Here is a 22,488-nt window from a genome sequence, read left to right as displayed (position 1 = left end):
ACGCCCCACGGCCGGTAGCGCTGCCGTGATCGCCGTCGGCCGTCCTCCGTCGCCGGCTTCCCCCTCCTTCCGCGTCCTGGCGTCTGGCGGGCGCCTGGGGTGCCCGGCGATCCGCCGCCACGCTCCGTTGCCATGGTGTTTGGGCCCCTCCTGCGGAAACCCTCGGCTTTCCAGGGCCTCCCGGCGCTGAATGTATTCGTTTCCGCTCGCGTCAGCACAATCGGCGATTAGGGTGTCACTGGCTGTAATTCACGGGCGGGGCCTTCCGCCCGCGGTGCGGGTGTCGGGTGCGATCGGGGGAGGTCGAGGTGGCGGTGGCCGAGCGGTGCGTCACGCCCTGCACGCGGTCCCTGGCGAGGAAGGTGCGCGGGTGGCCCGTCTTCCGCCAAGCGCCGCCGATGCTCGCGTTCATGGGCGCCGTGTTCCTGATGGCGCTCGTCGCGCTCCTCTTCGCGGCGGCGGCCGCCCCCTTCCGCATCCGCGACGCCCTCCTCTTCTCGGCCATGGTGCTGTGCGCGGCCCTGTGCGTGGAGGCGATGCGCCGCCTCGGCACCCCCTCGGGCCTCACCCGGGACCTCTTCGGCGCCTGGTGGATACCGACCCTCCTGCTCCTGCCGCCCCTCTATTCGCTGCTCATCCCCATCCCCGTCTACCTCCTCCTCCAATTCCGCATACGGCGCACCATGGTGCACCGCAGGGTGTTCAACGCCGCCTCGGTCGCGATCGCCGGGGCGGCGTCGTCGTGGCTCTTCCACAAGGTGGCCGGCATCCCCGCCGAAGAGGCCGAGCGGGCCGTCCCCGAGGTGCTCTTCACTCCCTCTGGGGCGTTGCTGGCGTTCGTGTGCTGCGCCCTGTTCACCGTCCTCAACACCGCGGTCATCACCGTCGCCGTCCGGCTCAGCGCCCCCGACGCCCCCTGGCGCCGCCTGCTGTGGGACCGGGAGGCGGTCACCGTCGACAGCGTGGAGCTGTGCGTCGGCATCACGGTGGCGATCCTCTCCGGCCTGTCGGTGCTCCTCCTGGCCATCGCCCTGCCGCCGGTGCTGCTCCTCCAGCGCAGCCTGCTCTACCAGCAGCTCCAGGCGGCGGCCCGCAACGACCCCAAGACGGGGCTGCTCAACGCCGCCACCTGGGAGTGCGAGGCGGGCACCGTCATCGAGCAGGCGCGGCGGGACCGGCTGCAGGCGGCGGTGCTCATCATCGACATCGACCACTTCAAGAGGGTCAACGACACCTACGGCCACCTGGTCGGGGACGAGATCCTGCACGCGGTGGCGACGACCCTGGACGGGCAGCTCCGCCCCCGCGACGTCATCGGGCGGTTCGGGGGAGAGGAGTTCGTCGTCCTGCTGCCCGAGACCGACCTGGCCGACGCGTGCAAGGTCGCCGAGCGCCTGCGCCGCCGGGTGAGCGCGCTGCGGCCGCTCGTGGACGGGGTGCCGATCGACGTGACGGTGTCGGTCGGGGTGGCGCTGCTCCACGTGCACGGGGACGACCTGGTCGACCTGATGGCCCTGGCCGACCTCGCGCTGTACCGGGCCAAGGACGCGGGCCGCGACCGGGTGCGCCTGCCCGTCACCGGGGAAGGCCTGGTCCCCGGTCAGAAGCGGGGGGACCAGGCCCCGGCCCGCCGCACCGCGCGCGGTTCCTGACCCGCGCACCCCGCTTGTCCACAGGCGGAGAATCCGCCCCCGCCGTGCGTGGCGGCGCCCGCACAGTGGGCTCATGAGCTCAGATGACCGCATGGTCCCGGGCGCCGCGGCCCCCGTGGTCGCGCTGCGCCGTCCCGAAGACGTCATCCGCGCCGTCCCCGCCCTCCTCGGCGGCCCGCCCGACGACTCCGTAGTGGTCCTCGGCCTCCGGGGAGCGTCCGGCCGGGTCCGCATCGCCCTGTCCGCCCCCGCCGACGAGCCCGCCGACGGGTTCGCCCACGCCGCCGCCGAAGCGCTCGCGGCCGAAGGATGCGCCGCGGCACTGGCCGTCGGCTACGGTCCCGCCGCCCGGATCACCCCGCGCATGGACGCCCTGCGCGAGGCCGCCCGGCTGCACGGCATCGAACTGCGCGACGCGCTCCGTGTCACCGACGGGCGTTACTGGTCCTACCTGTGCCCCTCGCCCGACTGCTGCCCGCCCGAAGGGGTCCCGGTGCCACGGGCCGGACCCCCGGCCGTCCCGTCCGGGACCGGGGCGCCGCGCGGCGGGCCGCCGGGTGCGCGGGAGGCGGTGGCCCCGGTGGACGGGCCCGAGCGCGACCGGATGGACCGGGCCACCACCGCCGCCGAGGCCCGCTGTGCCCGCATGTGGAGCACCCGGGACACCGGCGGCCACGCGGCCTTCGGCGTCGCCTTCCGCGCCGAGGGGCTGCGCGAGGTCCGGGCCACCGTGGCCGGGGCGCTCGCCGGACGCGCGCCGGGCGGCGCCGACCGGGTGGCCTGGCTCGCGCTGCTGCTGGTGTCGGTGCGGGTCCGGGACGAGGCGTGGGTGCACATCCGCGCCGAGAACGCCGCCCTCCACACCGACCTGTGGCGGAGGGTGTTCCGCATGGCCGACCCCGCCTACGCCGCCGCCCCGGGCTCGCTGCTGGCGTTCGCGGCCTGGCTGGGCGGCGACGTCCCGCTCGCGGAGGCGGCCCTGGAGCGGGTCGCCCGCCTGGCCCCGCGCTACTCGATGGCGGCGCTGATCCGCCAGGCCCTGGACCACCGGATCTCGCCGGACCGGTGGCGCCCGGTGACCCCGGAGTGGCTGGAGCGCAACTCCCCGGCGGGCCGTCCGGCCGATGGGCCGCCGGAGTGTCCGAAACCCCCCGAGGCGGAGGGCCCGACACCGTGATCATGTGCCGGGCACATGCGCGAACGCCCTAGGCTGGAGGCATGCCGGAGTACATCTTTACGATGAAAGACGTGCGCAAGGCGCACGGCGACAAAGTCGTCCTGGACAACGTGTCGGGCTCCTTCCTGCCCGGAGCCAAGATCGGGGTCGTGGGGCCGAACGGCGCGGGCAAGTCCACCCTGCTGAAGGTGATGGCCGGCCTGGAGCAGCCGTCCAACGGGGAGGCGCGCCTGATGCCCGGGTACACCGTGGGCCTGCTGGCCCAGGAACCCGAGCTCGACGCCGACAAGACGGTCCTGGAGAACGTCGAAGAGGGCGTCGCCGAGACCAAGGCGATGATGAGCCGCTTCAACGAGGTCGCCGAGAAGATGGCGACCGACTACTCCGACGAGCTCCTCGAAGAGATGGGCAGGCTTCAGGAGCAGCTCGACCACCGCAACGCCTGGGACCTGGACAGCCAGCTCGCCCAGGCCATGGACGCCCTGCGCTGCCCACCGGGGGACGCCGCCATCTCCCAGCTCTCCGGCGGCGAGAAGCGCCGCGTGGCGCTGTGCAAGCTCCTGCTGGAGCAGCCCGACCTGCTCCTGCTCGACGAGCCCACCAACCACCTGGACGCCGAGAGCGTGCAGTGGCTGGAGCAGCACCTGGCGAACTACCCCGGCACCATCGTCGCCATCACCCACGACCGGTACTTCCTCGACCACGTCGCCGGGTGGATCCTGGAGCTGGACCGGGGGCACTTCTACCCCTACGAGGGCAACTACACCACCTACCTCGACAACAAGGCCGCCCGCCTCAAGGTCGAGGGCCAGAAGGACGCCAAGCAGGCCAGGCGCATCGCCGACGAGCTGGAGTGGGTGCGCTCCAACGCCAAGGCCCGCCAGAGCAAGAGCAAGGCCCGACTGCAGCGCTACGAGGAGATGGCCACCGAGGCCGCCAAGACGCGCAAGCTCGACTTCGAGGAGATCCAGATCCCGCCGGGCCCGCGCCTGGGCACCAGCGTGGTCGAGGTCAAGAACCTCATCAAGGGCTTCGACGACCGGATCCTCATCGAGGGACTGAGCTTCTCCCTGCCGCCCAACGGCATCGTCGGCATCATCGGCCCCAACGGCGTGGGCAAGACCACGCTGTTCAAGATGATCGTCGGCGAGGAGGAGCCGGACGGCGGCAGCATCTCCGTCGGTGACACGGTCAAGGTCTCCTACGTCGACCAGTACCGCGCCCGCATCGACGACACGAAGAACGTCTGGGAGGCCATCTCCGACGGCGAGTCCTTCATCCAGGTCGGCAACGTGGAGATCCCCAGCCGCGCCTACACGGCCGCGTTCGGGTTCAAGGGGTCGGACCAGCAGAAGCCGTCCGGGGTGCTCTCCGGCGGTGAGCGCAACCGCGTGAACCTGGCGCTCACCCTCAAGCAGGGCGGCAACCTGCTGCTGCTGGACGAGCCCACCAACGACCTGGACGTGGAGACCCTGGGGTCGCTGGAGAAGGCGCTGCTGGACTTCCCCGGCTGCGCCGTGATCACCTCCCACGACCGCTGGTTCCTCGACCGCGTCGCCACCCACATCCTGGCCTGGGAGGGCGGTTCGGACTGGTTCTGGTTCGAGGGCAACTTCGAGGCCTACGAGAAGAACAAGATCGAGCGTCTGGGCCCGGACGCGGCCCGGCCGCACGCCGTCACCCACCGCAAGCTCACCCGCGACTGACGGGAACGCGAACGGTCCGGCATCGGAGCGCGGCGGGGTCCGCGGAGGTGCCCGCCGCGCTCCGCGTTCCGGCGGCCCCGTGCGCCGCCGTCCCGCCCGTATTCCCCCGCCCGTGAACTTCTCCGGCGGACTCGCCCTCGGCGGCGGGGACGCATAAGCTGGCAGCCGATTATGACTTCCGCGCGCGATGACCAAGTGACGTTCTACGACGCCGTCGGCGGCGAGGAGGCGTTCACCCGCCTCGTCCGCCGCTTCTACGAGGGGGTCGCCGGTGACCCGGTGCTCCGGGCGATGTACCCGGAGGAGGATCTGGGACCCGCCGAGGAGCGCCTGCGCCTGTTCCTCATGCAGTACTGGGGCGGGCCGCGCACCTACTCCGATCAGCGCGGCCACCCGCGCCTGCGCATGCGGCACTTCCCCTTCCGCATCGGCGCGGCCGAGCGCGACCGCTGGCTGGAGCACATGCGCGCCGCCGTGGACTCCCTGGAGCTGCCCCGGGAGCTGGACGCCCGGCTCTGGGAGTACCTGGTCTACGCCGCGCACAGCATGGTGAACGTGCCCGAGGAGGAGGACCGGCCGCAGGTCGAGAACCCCACCGGGATCACCGTCGCCTCCGGCTCGGAGGCCGCCGCCTCCCGCGAGGACGGGGACGACGACGGCGGTGAGACGGTCACGATCTCCCTGAAGTGACGGGGACGGCGGCCACCGCGGCCGCCGCGAACACCGCGCAGGCGGCGAACACGGCGGGCAGCCCCGCGCCGTCGATCACCGGGGCCATCATCACCGGGGTGAGGGTGGTGCTGACCGCCTGGAGCCAGTTCTGTACCGCCAGCGCCCGCCCGGCCCACGCGGTCCCGGCGATCTCGGCGACCGAGGTGAAGGTGAGCCCGTTGTGGCTCATCGACAGCACCAGGCACACCAGCAGCAGCGGCACCGCCGTCCACGGCGCCGCCCCGGGCGCGGCGGCCAGGAGCAGCAGGCCGCAGGTGGAGACCGAGGCGAGGACGCGCACCGGGCGCATGCGGTCGCCGATGCGGTCCGAGAACAGGCCGAGCAGGAGCCGCCCGGCGGCGCCCGGGACCTGGGCGGCGGCCACGACCGCCCCGGCGGCGGGGGCCGACCAGCCGTGCTCCTGCACCAGGTAGACCAGGGCGTAGGCCATGAGGGAGATCTGGGGGACGCCCAGGAGCATGCTGACGCCGTGGACCCGCCAGATCGTCCAGGCGCGGTAGGGGGAGGCGGACGGTCCGCGCGCGGAGCGGCCGGTCCGTTCCGGTTCCGCCTCGTCTCCTGTCGGCCCTTCCCGGCCGCCGCCCGTGCCTTCGGCGCGCCGCCGGGGCGGCGGCGACAGCAGCAGCACGGTGGGCGCGGCGAGCGCGGCCAGGGCGGCGGGGAGCAGCATCGCGCCGACGAACCCCCATCGCTCGGCGGCCCCGGGGAGGACGACGGCGGCGATCCCCATGCCGAGGGGGAGTGCGGACTGGCGGATCCCCATGGCCAGGCCGCGCTCCCGGGCGGCGAACCAGGACAGGATGAGGCGCCCGCTCGCCGCGTTGACCGGGCCGCCTGAAGCCCCCGCGAGGAACAGGACCCCGCCGACCGTCCAGGGGCCGGCCGCCAGGGGCAGGAGGGCGAGCGAACCGGCGGTGAGCAGCAGGCTGAGCGCCATGGTGGGGCGCTCGCCGACCCGGTCGATGACGACGCCCCAGGCGAGCAGCGTGACCAGCAGCCCGAAGGCGGGGAGGCCGACGAGCATCCCGGCCTGGGCCGTGGAGAGCCCGTAGGCGTCCCGGAGCTGGGGGAGGACATAGGGGACCCCGTACATGGAGGCGACGCTGGCGATCTGCGCAACCATGCTGACGGAGAGGATCACCCAACGATTCCGAACCCGCACCGGGCCAGCCTAGGAGGTGGTCCCGCGCCCGTCGGCCACCGGGATCCCCCCTGTCGGCCGTTCGGTGTGTGCGGTCAGGGGGAGTGGCGGTCCGGGTGGGCGGCGGCGAAACGCGGGGGACCGGGGCGCGCCGGTCGGGTCCGGGGCCCGTGCGCGCCGTGAGGGCGACGAGGGCGGTGGTTCTGCCACGTGACGCCGCCCGGGATGGTCCGTTCACCGCGCTCGATGTGCGAACCGGTGTTGTGTGCCCGGTATGCCGGGATGCGTCCCACAGGTGGAGCCTTCCCCGGTGGTCTCGGGGTCCCCGGCCCCATGGCGGCGGACCCGCGTCGGCCCCGGCGGCGCTGTCACCAGCCGTCGCGGCCTGGGCCGCCCTCCAGGTCTACGCCGCCGTTCACCAGGGTGTGCAGGCGCAGCGCCGTCTGGATCTCCAGCGCCCGCTGCGGCGCCTGCCAGTCGCGGCCGAGCAGGCGCCCCACCCGTTCCAGCCGCTGCGTCACCGTGTTCACGTGGACGTGCAGCGCGTCCTTCGCCTTCGCCGGGCTGCCTCCGTGCGCGAAGTACGCCCGCAGCGTCTCCGTCAGCGCCGTCCCCTTCTCCGCGTCGTAGGCCAGGACCGGCCCCAGCGTCGCCTCCACGAACCCGCGCACGTCGCGGCCGCCGCCTAGCAGCAACCCCAGGAACCCCAGCTCCTCCGGGCGGGCCACCTCGCCCCGGCGCCCCAGCGCCGCCAGCGCCCGCAGGCACCTCCGCGCCTCCGCGAAGGCCTCCCGCACGCCCGCCGGTCCCGGCCGCGTCCCCGCCACACCTGCGGTCACCTGTGCGTTCACCGCCGCCGACAGCGCCTTCGCCGCGGCCGCGCCCTCCCCGTGCGGAAGCACCAGCACGGTCACCGGCCCCCGCGCCCCCGCCAGTCCGCCGCCGGTCTCGGCCAGGTGCAGCGCCGCCGACGCCAGCCGACCCGCGTGCGCCCCCGGCGCCTCGGCCGCCACCGCCTCGTGCGGGGCGTCCAGATCCACCCCCAGCCGGGCCGCGCGGTGTCGCAGCGTGTCCGACCACGCCCCGTCGGCGCCGTCCGTCCCGGGCCCATCGAGCAGGGCGTCCAGCAGCGCCGTGCGCACCCGGTGCTCGGCCTCGCTCGCCGACCGCCGCACCACCAGCAGCAGCGCGATCACCATCGCCGCGCGCTCCAGGATCCGCAGGTCGGCCGCGTCGAGCCGGACGCCCTCCAGCACCAGGCTGCCCAGCGGTTCGCCGCCCGCCATCACGGGGGCCGCGCACACCCGCTCGCCCTGAACCACCCGCCCGCCGATCCGCGCCGCGCGCACGGCCTCCTCGACCGCCCGGCGGTCCGCCTCTTCGCCTTCGCCCGCACCGTCCCCGGCGCCGTCGGCCGCCGCCCGGCCCGCCCCGGCGACCGGCGGGGGCTCGCCCACCAGGTGCGCCCGGCCGCCCAGCACCTCGCTGACCGCCGCCTCCACGTCCGCCACGCCGCCGCCGCGCAGCACCAGGTCGGTGAAGCGCTCATGGGCGGCGGCGGCCCGCTCCACCCCGGCGCTGTGCTCGGTGAGCCGCTGGTTGACCTCGCCCAGCTCCTCCAGCGCCGCCCGGGTGTCCTCCAGCAGCCCCGCGTTGTCGATGGCGATGGAGGCGTGCGCGGCCAGCGACCCCAGCAGCGCCACCTCCTCGTGCGAGAACGGCCGCTCGCGCCGGTTGGCCGCGAACAGCACCCCGATCACCCGCCCGTTGAGCTGCAGCGGCACCCCGAGGATCGCGACCAGGCCCTCTTCGCTCACACCGGCGTCGATGTCGTCGGTGTGCAGGAACCGGGCGTCGTTGAGGTAGTTGGCGGTGACGTAGGGCAGAGCCGTCTGGGCCACCAGCCCGCCCAGCCCGTCGCCGGGGCTGAGCCGCAGCCGCTGGAACCGGGCCGAGACCGAGCCGGAGGTGACCCGCATGCTGGTGCCGCCGTCGTCGCGCTCCTGGTCGCGCAGGGTCAGGTAGGCGGTGTCGGTGCCCAGCAGGTTGCGGGCGCGGTCGACGATGGCGTGCAGCACCCGGTCGAGGTCGCGCATGCCCGCCAGGTCGCTGGCGGTCTCGTAGAGCGCCGCCAGCTCCGACTCGCGCCGCCGCCGGTCGGCCAGCACCGACCGCACCTCCAGCGCCAGCACCTTGGCGGTCTCCAGCTCGGCGAGCCGTCCGGCGTCCCACCCGGCCGCCCGCGCGTCCATCAGGGGGCGCTCGTACTCCACGGCCGGGGCGTCGCGCAGCAGCAGGCGCAGGAACCAGGTCTGCGGCCCCTCGCCGCCGACCGGGCCGGGAAGCGGGGCCGCGGGCCGGTTCAGGTCGCGCTCCAACCGCCGTCGAGCACGAGCGAGGAGCCGGTGACGAACGACGCCCCCGGCCCGCACAGGTAGGCGACCGCTTCGGCCACCTCTTCGGGATCCAGCAGCCGCTTCAGCGGAGAGCGCGCCAGCAGGACGCGCTCGGCGACCTCCTCGGCCGGTATGCCGTGCGCGGCCGCCTGCTCGGCGATCTGCCCTTCGACCAGCGGGGTGCGCACGTACCCCGGGCAGACGCAGTTGGAGGTGACACCGTGCCGGGCCGCTTCGGCCGCCACCGCCTTGGAGAAGCCCTCCAGGGCGTGCTTGGCGGTGGTATAGGCCGACTTGTAGGGGGAGGCGCGCAGTCCGTGCACCGAGGAGATGTTCACGATCCGCCCCCACCCGCGGGCGTACATGTGCGGGAGCGCGGAGCGCACGATGCGGAAGGGCGATTCGACCATCACCCTCATCATCAGGGCGAAGCGCTCGGGAGGGAAGTCCTTCACGGGGGCGACCGTCTGCATCCCGGCGTTGTTGACGACGATGTCGGCGCCCTCGCCGACGGCCGCGGCCGCCTCCGGGTCGTCCAGGTCCACGATGCGGGGCCGACCGGCGCCGTCGGCGGCGAGCCCCTCGACCCCGTCGGCGTCCCGGTCGACCAGGAGCACATCGGCCCCGGCGGCGGAGAGGCGCAGCGCGCAGGCACGGCCGATCCCGGAGGCCGCCCCGGTCACCACGGCCGTCCGCCCGTCCAGGTCGAGCGGCCCGGCCGGGGGCTCGGGGCGCTGCTCGGTGGTGGTCATGGCGTCCTCACCTCGTCTCGTCGCACGCACCGGCGGTTCGGCGCTCCGATCGCCCGTAGGGCAGGGGGCGGGAGCGCGGGTGATCGGCGGCCCCGCTCGGCGCTCGTCAGGCGCCTCGGCGGTCGCCCGGGGATCAATGTAGGCGGGCACCGCTGAATCGGTCATGTCGATACAGAACACACGGGCAACGCGACCCATGTGCGCCGCAGCCATGAGGGGGTACGGGTCTCCGGCGCGCCACGTGCCCCGCTCACGCTCCACGGCCGGTCGGCGGGGCATCGGAACGTGGGGTGTAGGCATCGACGAGGAAGGCCGGCGGCCCTTCCGGTAGCGCCGTCGATTGCACGGAATGTGCGTGGCCGCCGTCCGATCACCCCGCACTGCGGCGGCTCGCCGCCCGGCCGGAGCCTGGAGCGGGGTACCGGCTGAGCCGTCGACCAGCCGGGCCGCGAGGGGCCCGCAGCCCGGCAGGTGGGATCAGGGAACCGCCCCTCTCGCTCCGTCGCCGCCACGGCATGTGCCCGGCCGACACCACGGGGCTCCCATCCCCGTGTCCCTCCCCTATGGTCCCTGCCACACCGTGGGCCTACCTTGCTCGTGCCGGGCCCGTGACCTCGTGTCCCGGGCCGGCGGAACGGCCGGCCGTCCGATCACCAGACCCCCCGACCCCTGCACCCCGAAAAGGTGGACGCCCATGGCACCGACGCGCGCCCCCGCCTCCCGCGGATCGTTCGCGAAGGTGGTGACCTCCAGCCTCATCGGCACCACCATCGAGTGGTACGACTTCTTCCTCTACGGATCGGCGGCCGCCCTCGTCTTCGGCACCGTCTTCTTCCCCGACGCCGACCCCCTCACCGGGGTCCTGCTCTCCTTCGGCACCTACGCCGTCGGCTTCGTCGCCCGCCCCCTCGGCGGCCTCGTCTTCGGGCACTTCGGCGACCGCACCGGCCGCAAGCGCCTGCTCGTCATCAGCCTGCTGATGATGGGCGCCTCCACGTTCGCCATCGGGCTGCTGCCGGGCTACGCCACCATCGGCGTCGCCGCGCCGCTGCTGCTCATCCTGCTGCGCGTCGTCCAGGGCTTCGCCCTGGGCGGCGAGTGGGGCGGGGCCGTCCTGCTCGTCTCCGAGCACGGCAGCGCCCGGCACCGCGGCTTCTGGGCCTCCTGGCCGCAGGCCGGGGTGCCCTGCGGCAACCTCCTCGCGACCGCCGTGCTGGCGGTGCTGGCCGCCGTCCAGCCCGCCGAGGCCTTCGACGCCTGGGGCTGGCGCATCCCGTTCCTGCTGTCCGGGCTGCTGGTCCTCATCGGCCTGTACATCCGCCTGGCCGTCTCGGAGTCCCCGGTGTTCCTGGAGGCCGCCCGCAAGGCCGAGGCCTCCGCGAAGGCGTCCGGCCCCGCCGAGCGCGCGCCCCTGGTCGCCGTCCTGCGCGACCACTGGCGGGAGCTGCTGGTGGCGATGGGCGTCCGCCTCGCCGAGAACATCTCCTACTACGTGATCACCGCGTTCATCCTGGTCTACGCGGTTCAGGAGGCCGGGGTCGAACGCGGCACGGTGCTCAACGCCCTGCTGGCGGCCGCGGTCGTCCAGCTCGTGGCGATCCCGCTGTGGGGAGCCCTGTCCGACAAGGTGGGGCGCCGCCCCGTGGTCGCCTTCGGCGCCGCCGGGGTCGGCGTGTGGATGTTCGTGTTCTTCCCGCTGGTCGACCGGGCGGGTTTCTGGGCGCTCCTCGCCGCCGCCGGGGTGGGCCTGGTCCTGCACGCCGCCATGTACGGGCCCCAGGCCGCCTACTTCTCCGAGCTGTTCGGCACCCGCACGCGCTACTCGGGCGCCTCCATCGGCTACCAGCTCGCCTCGATCGTCGCCGGGGGACTGGCCCCGCTGATCGCCACCTCGCTGCTGGCGGCGTTCGCCTCGGCGGTGCCGGTGGCGGTGTACGTGGCCGGGGCCGCGGTGCTCACCCTGGCGGCGGTGGCCGTCTCCCCCGAGACCCGCGGCCGCGACCTGGGCCAGGGGGGCGGACCGGTCGGGGAGGCGGCCGGGGCCCCGGACGGGACCCCGGCGGAGGGTCAGGCCGGCTCCCGGTAGCCCTCCAGGTACTCCAGCTCGTCGGGGGTGAGCCGGCGCGAGCGCTGCCGCTCCAGGTCGTAGCCGACGATGACGGACTCGGCCCGCAGGTAGACCCGCTCGTCGTCGAGGATCTCGTAGGCCAGCCGGAAGCTGGCCCCGCGGACCTCGGTGACGCGGGTCTCCACCCGCACGGGGTCCCGCCGCAGCACCAGCGGGGCCACGTAGTCCACCTCGTGCCGGGCCACCACCATGGCGCCGAGCGGGCCGCCGTCGCCGTCGCCGCCGGGGGCGTCCCACCTCAGGAACGCGATGCGGGCGTCCTCCAGGTAGGTCAGCATCCGCACGTTGTTCACGTGGTTCAGCGGATCGAGGTCGGCGAAGCGCACATGGGCGAGGTGCACGTGGCGCCGCCCGCGCCCCGGCGCGCCGGGGCCGTCCTCGCCCTGGCGCCCGCCCCTGTCCGCGGCCTGCGCGCTCTGCGCTTCCGCCCCGGTGTCCAACACGTCCTTCCCGTCCCCCCTGGTCCGACTCGTGAGCCCGTCCGGGCACGGCATACCAGGGTATCGGGGGCCCTGAGCGGCGGGCGGGGCGGGGCGGAAGCGCCGCCCCGCCCCGCCCTAGCCCCGCGCGTCGCCGCTCGTCGTGCCGGCGCCCATGCCGGTGTACCGGGCCAGGAACGCCAGCTGGTGCGCGCTGAGCGCGACGCTCCGGCTCACCGACCGCGCACTGTGCCCCACCTGGGCCTCCCTGCGGATCAGCACCGGACGCTCTTCGGGCGGGGCCGCCGTCGCGTGCTGGAGCGCCGCGCACATCTTCCGCGCGTGCAGCGGGTCCACCCGGGTGTCGTTGTCGAAGACGGTGAACAGCGTCGCCGGGTACCGGACCCCCTCGCGCACCCTGTGGTACGGCGAGTAGGCCAGCAGCCACTCCAGCTCCTCGGGCACGTCGGCGCTGCCGTACTCCACGCTCCACAGCCGCCCGAGCCCGAACCGCTCGTAGCGCACCATGTCCAGCAGCGGCGCCGACGACACGGCGGCGGCGAACAGGTCCGGGCGCTGCGTGACGGCCGCCCCCACCAGCAGGCCCCCGTTGCTGCCGCCCATCACCGCCAGGCCGTCGGCGCGGGCCGTGCCCGAGGACACCAGGTGCTCAGCGGCGGCGACGCAGTCGTCGAAGACGTTCTGCTTGGAGCCGAGCATCCCCGCCCGGTGCCACTCCTCGCCCTCCTCCAGACCGCCGCGCAGGTTCGCCACCGCGTAGGCGCCCCCGGCCCGCACCCACGCCAGGATGGTGGCCGAGTACCCGGGCGTCATGGAGATGGAGAAGCCCCCGTAGCCGTACAGGACCGCTGGCCGGGGCCGGTCGTCCCCGTCGTCGGCGCGGACCACCAGCATCCGCACCGGTGTTCCGTCCCGGGAGACGGCCACCTGCTGCTCGGTGCGGACCGGCGGCAGGTCCAGCCCGTCGGCACCGGGCGCCGACGCCCACCGCTCCAGCCGCCCGGTGCGCGCGTCCAACCGGTGCACCTCGACGGGCGTGGTGTGGTCGGTGTAGGTGAACCACACCTCGTGGCCGCCCTCGGGCCGGTCCATCAGGCCGCCGACGCTGCCGAGGCCGGGCAGCGCCACCGTCTCCAGCGGCTCCCCGGTGGCCAGGTCGTGCCGGGTGACCTCGCTGATCGCGTGCCGCCGCCAGGACGCCACCACCTGCGGGCGCTCCAGCTCCGGCCCGTCGAGCACGGCGTAGTCGTCCAGCACCGCCTCCGGGTCGGGCCCGATGAGGGTGCGCCAGTTCTCCGCGCCGGGGGCGGCGGGGTCGCACACGCACAGGCGGCCGCGCGGGGAGTCCCGGTCGGTGAACAGGTACAGCCGCCCGTCCCGCCCCACGTGCGGTGAGGCCTCGGCGTCCACGCCCTCCTGCACCGGGCGCAGCCGCGGCGCCTCCAGCGGGCCCTCGCGCAGGTCGGCGATCCAGGCGTCGTTGCTGGCCGAGGTGCCCTCCGAGGCGGTCAGCACCAGGTGGTGCCCGTCGCGGCCGACCGCCACCCCGAAGTACTCGGTCATGCCGCGCCCCGCGCCGAAGACCGCGGTGTCCGAGTCGGCCGGGGTGCCCACCCGGTGCAGGTACACCCGCCGGTGGTACTGGCGCTCCTCCTCGGGGACCTGTTCGGGCGGCAGCCGCCGCACGTAGTAGAAGGCCTCCCCGCCGGGCAGCCACGCCACCGGCGAGTACCGGCACCGGTCGATGGGCCCGTCCACGACCGCGCCGGTGGCCACGTCCATCACCCGCAGCAGCGGCTCCTCGTCCCCGCCCTCGGAGACCTGGTACGCCAGCAGGCTGCCCTCCCGGTCGGGCCGCCAGTAGTCCAGCGTGGTGGTCCCGGCCGGGTCGAGCGCGTTCGGGTCGACCAGCACCCGCTCCTCTTCCCCGGGGGCGGAGGTCACCAGCACGCCGTGCTCGGCGTCGGAGGCGCGCCGCACGAAGAACGACCGGCCGCCGCGCCACACCGGCGGGCCGGTGTACCCGGCGGACAGCAGCGCCCGGATGTCGGCGGCGAACCGCTCCTGCCCGGTGAAGCCGCGCGCGGCGGCGGCGAAGAGCGCGTCCTGGGCCGCGGACCACTCCTTGGTCCGCGCCGATCCGGCGTCCTCCAGCCACCGGTAGGGGTCGGCGACGCGCGTCCCGTGCAGCTCGTCCACCAGGTCCTGGCGCTCGGCAGGGGGGTAGCGGAGATCAGGCATGCCTGAACTCTACTTAAACGCCCGACAAGGGCGGCGCCGGGCCGGGACAAGGGCGGCCGGATGCGCGGGGAAAGCGCCGCCGGTCGGCGCGCTTCCCCGTTTCCGGGGGAGGCGTGCGCGATTATCGGAGCCCAGTGGTCAACCGCCGCCGAGGAGAAACGGGGTGGCGGGGGAGCGGTCGGACAAAGCAAACTGATTGCGGGACGTCACTCGGCGGGAACCACCCACGGGAGGTCCGTGTGGAAGAGTCGACAGCGCCGGCCGTCAGGCCGGCCCACAGGGAGGTCTCCTGGCTGGCCGATCGGCTGGCCGGGGTCGAGACACGCAGGCCGGGGGCGGCCGCATGAGCACCGCCACCGGAACGGAGGGCGGTCCGGTAAGCCGCCATGTGCTGCTGCTCAACGCCAGTTACGAGCCGCTGACCACGCTTCCCCTGCGCCGCGCGGTGCTCTTGGTGCTGCGGGACAAGGCCGAGGTGGTGCACGGGGACGCCGCGGGCACGGTGCTCCACTCGGCGTCGATGGTGCTGTCGGTGCCGTCGGTCATCCGGCTGCACCGCTACATCCGGGTCCCCTACCGCAGGCGGATCCCCCTCACCAGGGTCGCGCTGATGCGCCGGGACGGGCACCACTGCGCGTACTGCGGTAAGCGGGCCGAGACCATCGACCACGTGGTCCCGCGCTCCAGGGGAGGCGCGCACGTGTGGGAGAACGTGGTGGCCTCGTGCAAGCCGTGCAACCACCGCAAGGCCGACCGGCTCCTGGACGAGCTGGGGTGGAGGCTGAACGTCACCCCCACGGTGCCGCGCGGCCTGCACTGGCGGCTGATCAACGGCGAGCAGCACGGCGACCCCCAGTGGGCGCCGTACATGACACGTCAGGCGGCCTGACCGTACGGGCGGCCCGGGCCGGGCGTTCCGACGTCCCACCCGGCCCGGCCGCCCCCGGCGGGGTGCCGTGTGGGCCGCCGACGGCCGTGGCGCGCGGCGCCCGTGAGACCTGCGCTTAGGATGCGTCCATGCCCCGATACGAGTACGCCTGCCGCGAGTGCGGCACCACCTTCGAGCTGAGCCGGCCGATGGCCGAGTCGGACGCCCCGGCGGCCTGCCCGGGCGGCCATGGCGACACCGTCAAGCTGCTGTCCCGGGTCGCGGTCGCGGGCATGGCCCAGGCCCCCGCACCGGCCGGGGGCTGCTGCGGGGGCGGGTGCTGCGGCGGAGGCTGAACCCCCGCGCCGATCTCGCGTTGATCTCGGGAAAAGCGCTTCTACCAGGGAGGTTTTAGCGTCGTTTTCCCCGAGATCAACGGTGGATGGTGTCCTTGGGTCAGTCCTCGACCTGGGACACGTCGCGGGAGGCGCCGGTGGAGGCGGACGTGGCCATCGCCGCGTACGCCCGCAGCGCCGGGGTCACCTTCCGCTCGCGCGCGCGGGGCCGGTAGCCGCCCTGCTCCTTGAGCAGGCGCTCGCGACGGGCGGCCAGCTCGTCCTCGGGCACCTCCAGGACCAGCCCCCGGGTGGGGATGTCGATGCTGATCGCGTCCCCGTCCTCGACCAGGGCGATGTCGCCCCCGGCCGCGGCCTCCGGGGAGGCGTGGCCGATGGACAGCCCCGAGGTGCCCCCGGAGAAGCGCCCGTCGGTCACCAGCGCGCACGCCTTGCCCAGGCCGCGCCCCTTGAGGAAGCTGGTCGGGTAGAGCATCTCCTGCATGCCCGGGCCGCCCTTGGGGCCCTCGTAGCGGATGACGACCACGTCGCCCGGCTCCACCCGCTTGTTCAGGATGCCGTCGACGGCGTCCTCCTGGCTCTCGAACACCTTCGCCGGGCCGCTGAAGGACATCAGCTCCTCGTCGACCCCGGCGGTCTTGACCACGGCCCCGTCGGCGGCCAGGTTGCCGAAGAGCACCGCCAGCCCGCCGTCGGCGCTGTAGGCGCTGCCGACCGAGCGGATGCAGCCGCCGTCGCGGTCGGTGTCCAGGCCGTCCCAGCGCACGTCCTGGGAGTAGGCCTTGGTGGTGCGCTTGCCGCCCGGGGCGGCGTGGAACAGCTCCACCGCCTCCGGCGAGGCGGTCGGCTCCATGATGTCCCACTCGGCCAGGCACTCGCCCACGGTCCTGCCGTGCACCGTGGGCAGGGAGGTGTCGATCAGCCCGCCGCGCGCCAGCTCGCCCATGATGGCGGGGATGCCGCCCGCCCGGTGGACGTCCTCGATGTGGTACTTCTCGGTGTTCGGCGCCACCTTGCACAGGCACGGCACCCGGCGGGACAGCTCGTCGATCTCGGGCAGGCCGAAGCCCACGCCGCCCTCGGTGGCCGCCGCCAGCAGGTGCAGGATGGTGTTGGTGGACCCGCCCATGGCGATGTCCAGCGCCATGGCGTTGGCGAACGCCTGCGGGGTGGCGACCGACAGCGGCAGCACCGAGGAGTCGTCGTCCTGGTAGTAGCGCCGCGCCGCGTCCACGACCAGCCGCCCGGCGTCCTCGTAGAGCCGCTTGCGCGCCACGTGCGTGGCCAGCACGGTGCCGTTGCCCGGCAGTGCCAGCCCGATCGCCTCGGTCAGGCAGTTCATCGAGTTGGCGGTGAACATGCCCGAGCACGAGCCGCAGGTGGGGCAGGCGGCCTCCTCCAGGGTGGCCAGCTCCTCGTCGGAGACGCTCTCGTCGGCGGCGGCGACCATCGGGTTGATCAGGTCGAGCTTGCGCTCCTTGGTGGCGGTGCCGTCGACCACGGTGACCCGCCCGGCCTCCATCGGGCCGCCGGAGACGAACACGGTGGGGATGTTCAGCCGCATCGCCGCCAGCAGCATGCCCGGGGTGATCTTGTCGCAGTTGGACACGCACACCAGGGCGTCCGCGCAGTGCGCGTTGACCATGTACTCCACGGCGTCGGCGATGAGTTCGCGGCTGGGCAGCGAGTACAGCATGCCGCCGTGGCCCATGGCGATGCCGTCGTCCACGGCGATGGTGTTGAACTCGCGGGGGACGCCGCCGGCCTCGCGGACGGCGCCGGAGACGACGTCGGCGACCTCGCGCAGGTGCACGTGGCCGGGGACGAACTGGGTGAAGCTGTTGGCCACGGCCACGATCGGCTTGCCGAAGTCCTCGCGCTCTACCCCGGAGGCGCGCATGAGGGCGCGCGCGCCGACCATGTTCCTGCCGTGGGTGACCGTGCGTGAGCGGAGTTCTGGCATGGGGTGCTCCCGATCGAGACGTTCTCTTCCGTGAATCCTAGCCCCGACGGGGGCGTGCTCGCGTCTCGGCACTGAAGATCGGACGTCCGAATATTGAGACGTTCGGTGGTCGAGGGCGGTCGGGGGAGGCGTGGACCCCCGAGCGGGCAGCCCGGAGCCGGACATGCGTCGGGGGCGGAGCCTGCGCCCCGCCCCCGACGCGGCCCGGTCGCGACCGGTGCCGCCCGTACCGTTTGCGTTCCTCCGCTCCCCGCGCACGGTCAGTACCGCGCCGGGAGCACCTTCTCCGCCGCCTGGTGGATCTCCTCGATCTCCTTCTCGGTGAGCCTGCTCTTGCCCGAGCGCAGCCACTTGCGGACCTTCTGGCCCTGGATGACGTCCACTCCGCGCAGGTTGTGGCTGTCCCAGGGCATGCCGGGGCCGTAGATCGCCAGCGCCGCGCGGACCGTGATCTCGCGCCCGATCTCCTCGCTGATCAGCCGCTGGGCCTCGCGCGCCTCGGCCAGGGCCTCGTCGATCCGCTCGTTCTTGGAGAACCGCCCGTGGTAGAGCTTCTCCAGCTTGTTGCGGAGGGGGAGCCGCTTGTCCCACGACTCGGAGTCGATGGCGAACGCGCCGCGCCGCCCCACGATGAAGTGGTCGATCTGCCCGTTGCCGCCGGGCACGCCGCGCGCGTGCAGGACCCGGTAACCCACCTTCTTCATCACCCGCAGCTGGGCCTCGGTGCGCCGCTGGGCCATCGAGGGCTTGCGCCACCGCGGTACCTCGGACTGGCGCCGGGAGGCGTACACCGCGAGCCCCACCAGGGTGGCCGCGGTGAAGGTGGCGCCGATGCGCCAGTCGCTGGTGAGGAGTCCGGCCGCCAGACCGGCCAGGAGCGCGGCGGCTCCGCGAACGGCCCAGCGGCGTGCGTCCTTCGAATTGAGCAAGTCGCCATAGGTCGTCTGGGCCTCGTCGTCGGGGCCCACCGAATTCCGGGAGCGGGAGCCCGCTCCGGCCGACACGAAAAAGGGCGACAGGGATGCCGCCTCCTGGCGCTGGGCGCCGTCCTTCTCACTGGTTGCCGATTCCACGATGGAAAGAGTAGTTCGATCCATATACGAGTCCTAGTCCATCGAAACTCACACTTTTCTTCCCCGGGGACTTCCCGCCGCACGCGTGTCCCCGGGGTAAGAGCAGGGAAGGCTTACCTTTCGGCCATCCTCTCTAGAGAGGTGCCCCCGTGGTGCCCCGGAGGTGCCGCGCGGGTCCGGCGGGGACGCGGGGTCTAGGCTTCGTCCATGGGTCAGATTCACGACTTGACGGCGTTGGAGCAGGCCGCGGCGGTGCGCCGCCGGGAGCTGTCCCCGGTGGAGATCGCCGACCACTACCTGGACCGGATCGAGCGGATCGGCCCCCGGGTGGGGGCGTTCATTACGGTCACCGCGGAAATCGCACGCGAACAAGCCCGCAACGCGGAGAAACGGGTCGTCCGCGACACGCCGGAGGAGCTGCCGCCGCTGCTCGGGGTGCCGGTGCCGGTCAAGGACCTCGCCCCGGTGGCGGGGGTCCGCTGGACCTCCGGGTCGGCCGCCTTCGCCGACCGCACCGCCGAGGTCGACGCCGACGCGGCCGCGCGGCTGCGCGCCGCCGGGACGGTGCTCACCGGCAAGACCAACACCCCCGAGTTCGGGGTGCCCTGCTACACCGAGAACGACATCGCCCCGCCCGCCCGCACCCCGTGGGACCCCTCCCGCTCGGCCGGAGGGTCCAGCGGCGGCGCCGCGGCCGCCGTCGCCGCGGGCCTGGCCCCGGCCGCGCACGCCAGCGACGGCGGCGGGTCCATCCGCATCCCCGCCTCGGTGTGCGGGCTGTTCGGCATCAAGCCCTCCCGGGGGCGCATCACCAACGCCCCGCTGCAGCCCGACTACATCGGCCTGTCCACCAGCGGGCCGCTGGCCCGGACCGTCGCCGACGCGGCCGCGCTGCTCGACGCCATGGCCGGGGGCGCCCCCGGCGACTACTACGCGCCGCCGCCCTCCGGCGACGCGCGCACCTTCCTCGACCACGCCCGCGCCGAGCCCGGGCGGCTGCGCATCGGCCGGTTCTCCGCCTCCCCGGTCCCCGGCGCCGAGGTCCACCCCGAGGTCGCCGCCGGCTACGAGGAGGCCTCCCGCCTGCTGGCCTCCCTCGGGCACGAGGTCGAGGACGTCGACCCGCCGTTCGACGCCTCGCTGATGCGGATGTTCGAGGTGGTCTGGGCGGCCATGGCGGTGGCCACCCCGGTGCCCGAGGAGGACGAGGGGCGGCTCCGGCCCATCACCCGGGGCATGCGGGCCCGCGCCCGCTCCGCCTCGGTCGAGGACTACATGCGCGCCACCGGCGGCATCCAGATGGCGCTGCGCCGGGCCGTGCCGCGGCTGGACGCCTACGACGTGCTGTTGTCCCCGACGCTGGCGCAGCTCCCGGCGCCGGTGGGGTACTTCGCCTCCGACGACCCGCGCGAGGAGTTCGCGCGGATGTCGGCGTTCACGCCCTTCACCTCCATGTTCAATGTGACCGGCCAGCCGTCGGCGAGCGTGCCGCTGCACTGGACGGGGGAGGGGCTGCCGGTGGGCGTCATGCTGACGGGGCGGCTGGGGGAGGAGGGGACGCTGCTGTCCCTGTCGGCTCAGCTGGAGCGGGCCCGGCCGTGGGCGGGGCGCCGCCCGGACCTGTCCGCCCTTGAGTCCTGATCCCCAGGCTGAGCAGCGCGGCGAGGGTGGCCAGGGCGGCGGCGCCGCCGACCCCCACGGCCACCCCGCCGTGGTCGATCAGCCAGCCGGTCAGCGGTGAGGCGATGGCGATGCCGCCGGTGGTGGCGGTGGTCATCCAGCCGTAGGCCTCGCCGCGCCGCTCCGCCGGGGCCAGGTCGCCGAGCCGCTCGGTGACCGCGGCCACCGTGGGGGCGATCGCCAGACCGGCGATGAACAGCGCCGGGGTGATCAGCCACGGGGTGGGCAGGTGCAGCACCGGCGGCACCAGCGGCACGATCAGCACCGCCCCGGCCGCGGTGCCGAACGCCCGCAGCGGGATGCGCGGCGGCCCGGCCACCGCGCCCGCGATCAGCCCGCCGACCAGCGAGCCGAAGGCGTAGACCGCCATCAGGCCCCCGGCGTACCCGGGGGCGCCCAGCTCGCGGGCCCAGGCCACCATCGCCAGGTCGACCGCGCCGAGCCCGGCGACCAGCACCATCACCACCCCGATGACCAGCAGCAGGCGGGGGTCGGCCAGCAGTGACCGGCGCGGGGCGGCGGATGCGCCGTCGGTCCCGGGCGCCCCGCGCGCCGGGAGGGTGTGCCCGGACCGGCGCAGCGCGAGCGCGAACCCGGCGGCCCCGGTGCAGGCGATGGCCCCCAGGGTGAGCAGCCCGACCCGGCCGCCGCCGACGCCGACCACCGCGGCGGCGAGCAGAGGGCCCACAATGAACAGCAGCTCCTGCAGGGTCGCCTCGGCGGCGAACACGGCCTGCCGGGTGGGCCCGGAGGTGATGCGCGGCCACAGCGACCGGCCGATCTGGGTGGCCGGGGGCTGGAAGACGCCGGTGACCACGGCCAGCGGCAGCGCCGCCCACCACAGCCAGGCGGGCAGGAACGCCATCGCGGCCAGCCCGGCGCCGTAGACCAGCGCGGAGTACAGCAGCAGCCGGTCGTTGGGACGCCGGTCGGCCATCCGCCCCCGGACGGGTCCACCGAGCGCGGTGCCCACGGTCAATCCCCCGGCGACCAGTCCGGCCAACGCGTAGGAACCGGTCCACCCGGCGACCAGGAAGGTCACCGCGATCGGCATGCCCCCGATGTGCAGCCGGGCCGCCAGCGACCAGAAGAGCAGCGCCCCGAGCCGGGGCACGGCGAACAGCCGTCGGTAGGACTGGAGCATTGTCCTACTCAATCACAGGATTCGTCCTATTGTTAAAGGATCCCATGTATGGAGAGGAAGGCCTGTCCGCAACCCCGTGAGCAGGGCCCCGCTCGCGAGCGGCGGCCGAGTGGTAGGTCGGCGGGCGGGGCGTGGGGTGGGCGGCGGCGACGACGGGCCGACAGGTTCCCCGCTGACGGGCTCCGGCCGGGGGCGGGGCGGCGGGGTACCGGGGTGGATGGCGGCGACGATGAAGGTCGGCGGGTCTACCTGGTGGGTTGTCGGCCGCCGGGCGTGTGCGTGGTCCCGGTGATGGGCGGCGACGGCGGAAGCGGGGCGGTTCCCCGGGGCTGCTTGCCGTCCGGCGGGTTCCTCGCGGTCCGGGTGGTCGCTGTGGGGGTGAACGGGCACCGCAATCCGGGCATACCGGGCATAGGGTGGGTTGTCGGGCGTCGAGTGTGCAGAAGAGTGCACACTGGGCGCGTGGGAGTGGTCGAAAGCGCGCACTCGTTGCCCCGGGGGCGCGTTGAACGCGCGATAGGGGAACCTCCAGACCGAACATTCCGGACATACCAGGTGCGGCGGGGAGGGTTCGGCGATCCCGCGTGGCGGATTCGCCACCCGATCTGCGAAAACGCCTACTTTTCGCTACGCGGGATGCCCTGAGAGGGTCTGTGGCGCCCGAATGGCGGGTTTCGGTTCGCCGGGATGCGGCCGATTGCCCGGATCTGGCGGCGGTCTCGACCAACGTGCACCCCCTGCCGGAGAACTTCCCGCATGGTGAGACTCGGGGGTCGGGGTTCGCCCTCTCCGACACCCGGACCCGCCCCCGTTCGGCCCACCCTGCACCCGGCAGCGCCATGACCTGGGCGAACACTCCCTGTTAAGGGGTGGGAGGGCCGCGAAGCGCACTCAGCGACACCCGAGAGGGCCCCGGGCGTGCGAAGTCGGCGATTCCAGAACGGGTTCTGGAATCGGAATGCCCGGTTCGTGTCCGTCTGGGGTGTTCACCTCGGGCGCCGAAGGGGGTGCGGGGGCACCGGGGTGCTCCCGCCGGGCG

16 protein-coding genes are annotated in these 22,488 nt (G+C 74.1%); 8 read left to right on the top strand and 8 right to left on the bottom strand.

Features of this window, described 5'->3' with window-relative positions:
* Positions 1 to 308: 308 nt before the first annotated feature.
* The 4 genes from O4U47_RS12655 to O4U47_RS12640 all read left to right on the top strand — a co-directional run bounded on the left by O4U47_RS12655 (position 309) and on the right by O4U47_RS12640 (position 5,225).
* The gene (locus tag O4U47_RS12655) at positions 309 to 1,652 is read left to right on the top strand and encodes a GGDEF domain-containing protein (protein WP_408638965.1); all 1,344 of its coding nucleotides are present in this window, start codon (positions 309 to 311) and stop codon (positions 1,650 to 1,652) included.
* Positions 1,653 to 1,725: 73 nt separating this feature from the next.
* Positions 1,726 to 2,829 (top strand): DUF4192 domain-containing protein, encoded by a 1,104-nt coding sequence (locus tag O4U47_RS12650; RefSeq protein ID WP_270678021.1) that lies wholly within the window; start codon positions 1,726 to 1,728, stop codon positions 2,827 to 2,829.
* A gap of 41 nt (positions 2,830 to 2,870) precedes the next feature.
* On the top strand, positions 2,871 to 4,535 hold the full coding sequence (gene ettA / locus O4U47_RS12645; RefSeq protein ID WP_270678020.1) for an energy-dependent translational throttle protein EttA: 1,665 nt from the start codon (positions 2,871 to 2,873) through the stop codon (positions 4,533 to 4,535).
* 171 nt (positions 4,536 to 4,706) lie between these two features.
* Complete coding sequence (locus O4U47_RS12640; protein WP_408638963.1) at positions 4,707 to 5,225, top strand: globin; 519 nt, start codon at positions 4,707 to 4,709, stop codon at positions 5,223 to 5,225.
* Here the strand turns inward: O4U47_RS12640 and O4U47_RS12635 are convergent.
* The 3 genes from O4U47_RS12635 to O4U47_RS12625 all read right to left on the bottom strand — a co-directional run bounded on the left by O4U47_RS12635 (position 5,206) and on the right by O4U47_RS12625 (position 9,556).
* A complete protein-coding gene (locus tag O4U47_RS12635) occupies positions 5,206 to 6,429 on the bottom strand; it encodes an MFS transporter (protein ID WP_270678018.1) in 1,224 nt (407 codons plus the stop codon). The two genes, O4U47_RS12640 and O4U47_RS12635, sit on opposite strands and share 20 nt — an antisense overlap.
* Before the next feature lie 347 nt (positions 6,430 to 6,776).
* A complete protein-coding gene (locus O4U47_RS12630) occupies positions 6,777 to 8,786 on the bottom strand; it encodes a helix-turn-helix domain-containing protein (RefSeq protein WP_408638962.1) in 2,010 nt (669 codons plus the stop codon).
* Positions 8,771 to 9,556, bottom strand: coding sequence for a 3-hydroxybutyrate dehydrogenase (locus O4U47_RS12625; protein ID WP_270678017.1), 786 nt, complete (start codon positions 9,554 to 9,556; stop codon positions 8,771 to 8,773). Before O4U47_RS12625 ends, O4U47_RS12630 begins: the two co-directional genes overlap by 16 nt.
* 694 nt (positions 9,557 to 10,250) lie before the next feature.
* Between O4U47_RS12625 and O4U47_RS12620 the strand changes: the two genes are divergently transcribed.
* The gene (locus O4U47_RS12620; RefSeq protein WP_270678016.1) at positions 10,251 to 11,642 is read left to right on the top strand and encodes an MFS transporter; all 1,392 of its coding nucleotides are present in this window, start codon (positions 10,251 to 10,253) and stop codon (positions 11,640 to 11,642) included.
* Here the strand turns inward: O4U47_RS12620 and O4U47_RS12615 are convergent.
* Positions 11,624 to 12,127: an acyl-CoA thioesterase gene (locus O4U47_RS12615; protein WP_270678015.1), complete on the bottom strand. Its 504-nt coding sequence runs from the start codon at positions 12,125 to 12,127 to the stop codon at positions 11,624 to 11,626. The genes O4U47_RS12620 and O4U47_RS12615 overlap by 19 nt on opposite strands.
* A gap of 114 nt (positions 12,128 to 12,241) precedes the next feature.
* Positions 12,242 to 14,365: a prolyl oligopeptidase family serine peptidase gene (locus tag O4U47_RS12610; RefSeq protein ID WP_270678014.1), complete on the bottom strand. Its 2,124-nt coding sequence runs from the start codon at positions 14,363 to 14,365 to the stop codon at positions 12,242 to 12,244.
* A gap of 388 nt (positions 14,366 to 14,753) precedes the next feature.
* Here O4U47_RS12610 and O4U47_RS12605 point away from each other — a divergent pair, with 388 nt between their 5' ends.
* A complete protein-coding gene (locus tag O4U47_RS12605; RefSeq protein ID WP_017626667.1) occupies positions 14,754 to 15,254 on the top strand; it encodes an HNH endonuclease in 501 nt (166 codons plus the stop codon).
* Between the two features lie 128 nt (positions 15,255 to 15,382).
* Positions 15,383 to 15,589, top strand: a complete 207-nt coding sequence (locus O4U47_RS12600) for an FmdB family zinc ribbon protein (RefSeq protein ID WP_270678013.1) — start codon at positions 15,383 to 15,385, stop codon at positions 15,587 to 15,589.
* A gap of 100 nt (positions 15,590 to 15,689) precedes the next feature.
* Here O4U47_RS12600 and ilvD read toward each other — a convergent pair whose 3' ends face one another.
* Positions 15,690 to 17,552, bottom strand: a complete 1,863-nt coding sequence (gene ilvD / locus O4U47_RS12595) for a dihydroxy-acid dehydratase (RefSeq protein WP_270678012.1) — start codon at positions 17,550 to 17,552, stop codon at positions 15,690 to 15,692.
* Between the two features lie 260 nt (positions 17,553 to 17,812).
* Positions 17,813 to 18,625, bottom strand: a complete 813-nt coding sequence (locus O4U47_RS12590) for a nuclease-related domain-containing protein (RefSeq protein WP_270678011.1) — start codon at positions 18,623 to 18,625, stop codon at positions 17,813 to 17,815.
* A gap of 207 nt (positions 18,626 to 18,832) precedes the next feature.
* Here O4U47_RS12590 and O4U47_RS12585 point away from each other — a divergent pair, with 207 nt between their 5' ends.
* Positions 18,833 to 20,266, top strand: a complete 1,434-nt coding sequence (locus tag O4U47_RS12585; RefSeq protein ID WP_270678010.1) for an amidase — start codon at positions 18,833 to 18,835, stop codon at positions 20,264 to 20,266.
* Here the strand turns inward: O4U47_RS12585 and O4U47_RS12580 are convergent.
* The gene (locus O4U47_RS12580; protein WP_270678009.1) at positions 20,151 to 21,449 is read right to left on the bottom strand and encodes an MFS transporter; all 1,299 of its coding nucleotides are present in this window, start codon (positions 21,447 to 21,449) and stop codon (positions 20,151 to 20,153) included. The genes O4U47_RS12585 and O4U47_RS12580 overlap by 116 nt on opposite strands.
* Positions 21,450 to 22,488: the final 1,039 nt, after the last annotated feature.

Origin of the sequence: Nocardiopsis suaedae (genome assembly GCF_027706745.1) — a bacterium.
GTDB classification, from domain to species: Bacteria; Actinomycetota; Actinomycetes; order Streptosporangiales; family Streptosporangiaceae; genus Nocardiopsis_A; species Nocardiopsis_A suaedae.
This window is presented reverse-complemented; position numbering and strand designations above follow the sequence as displayed.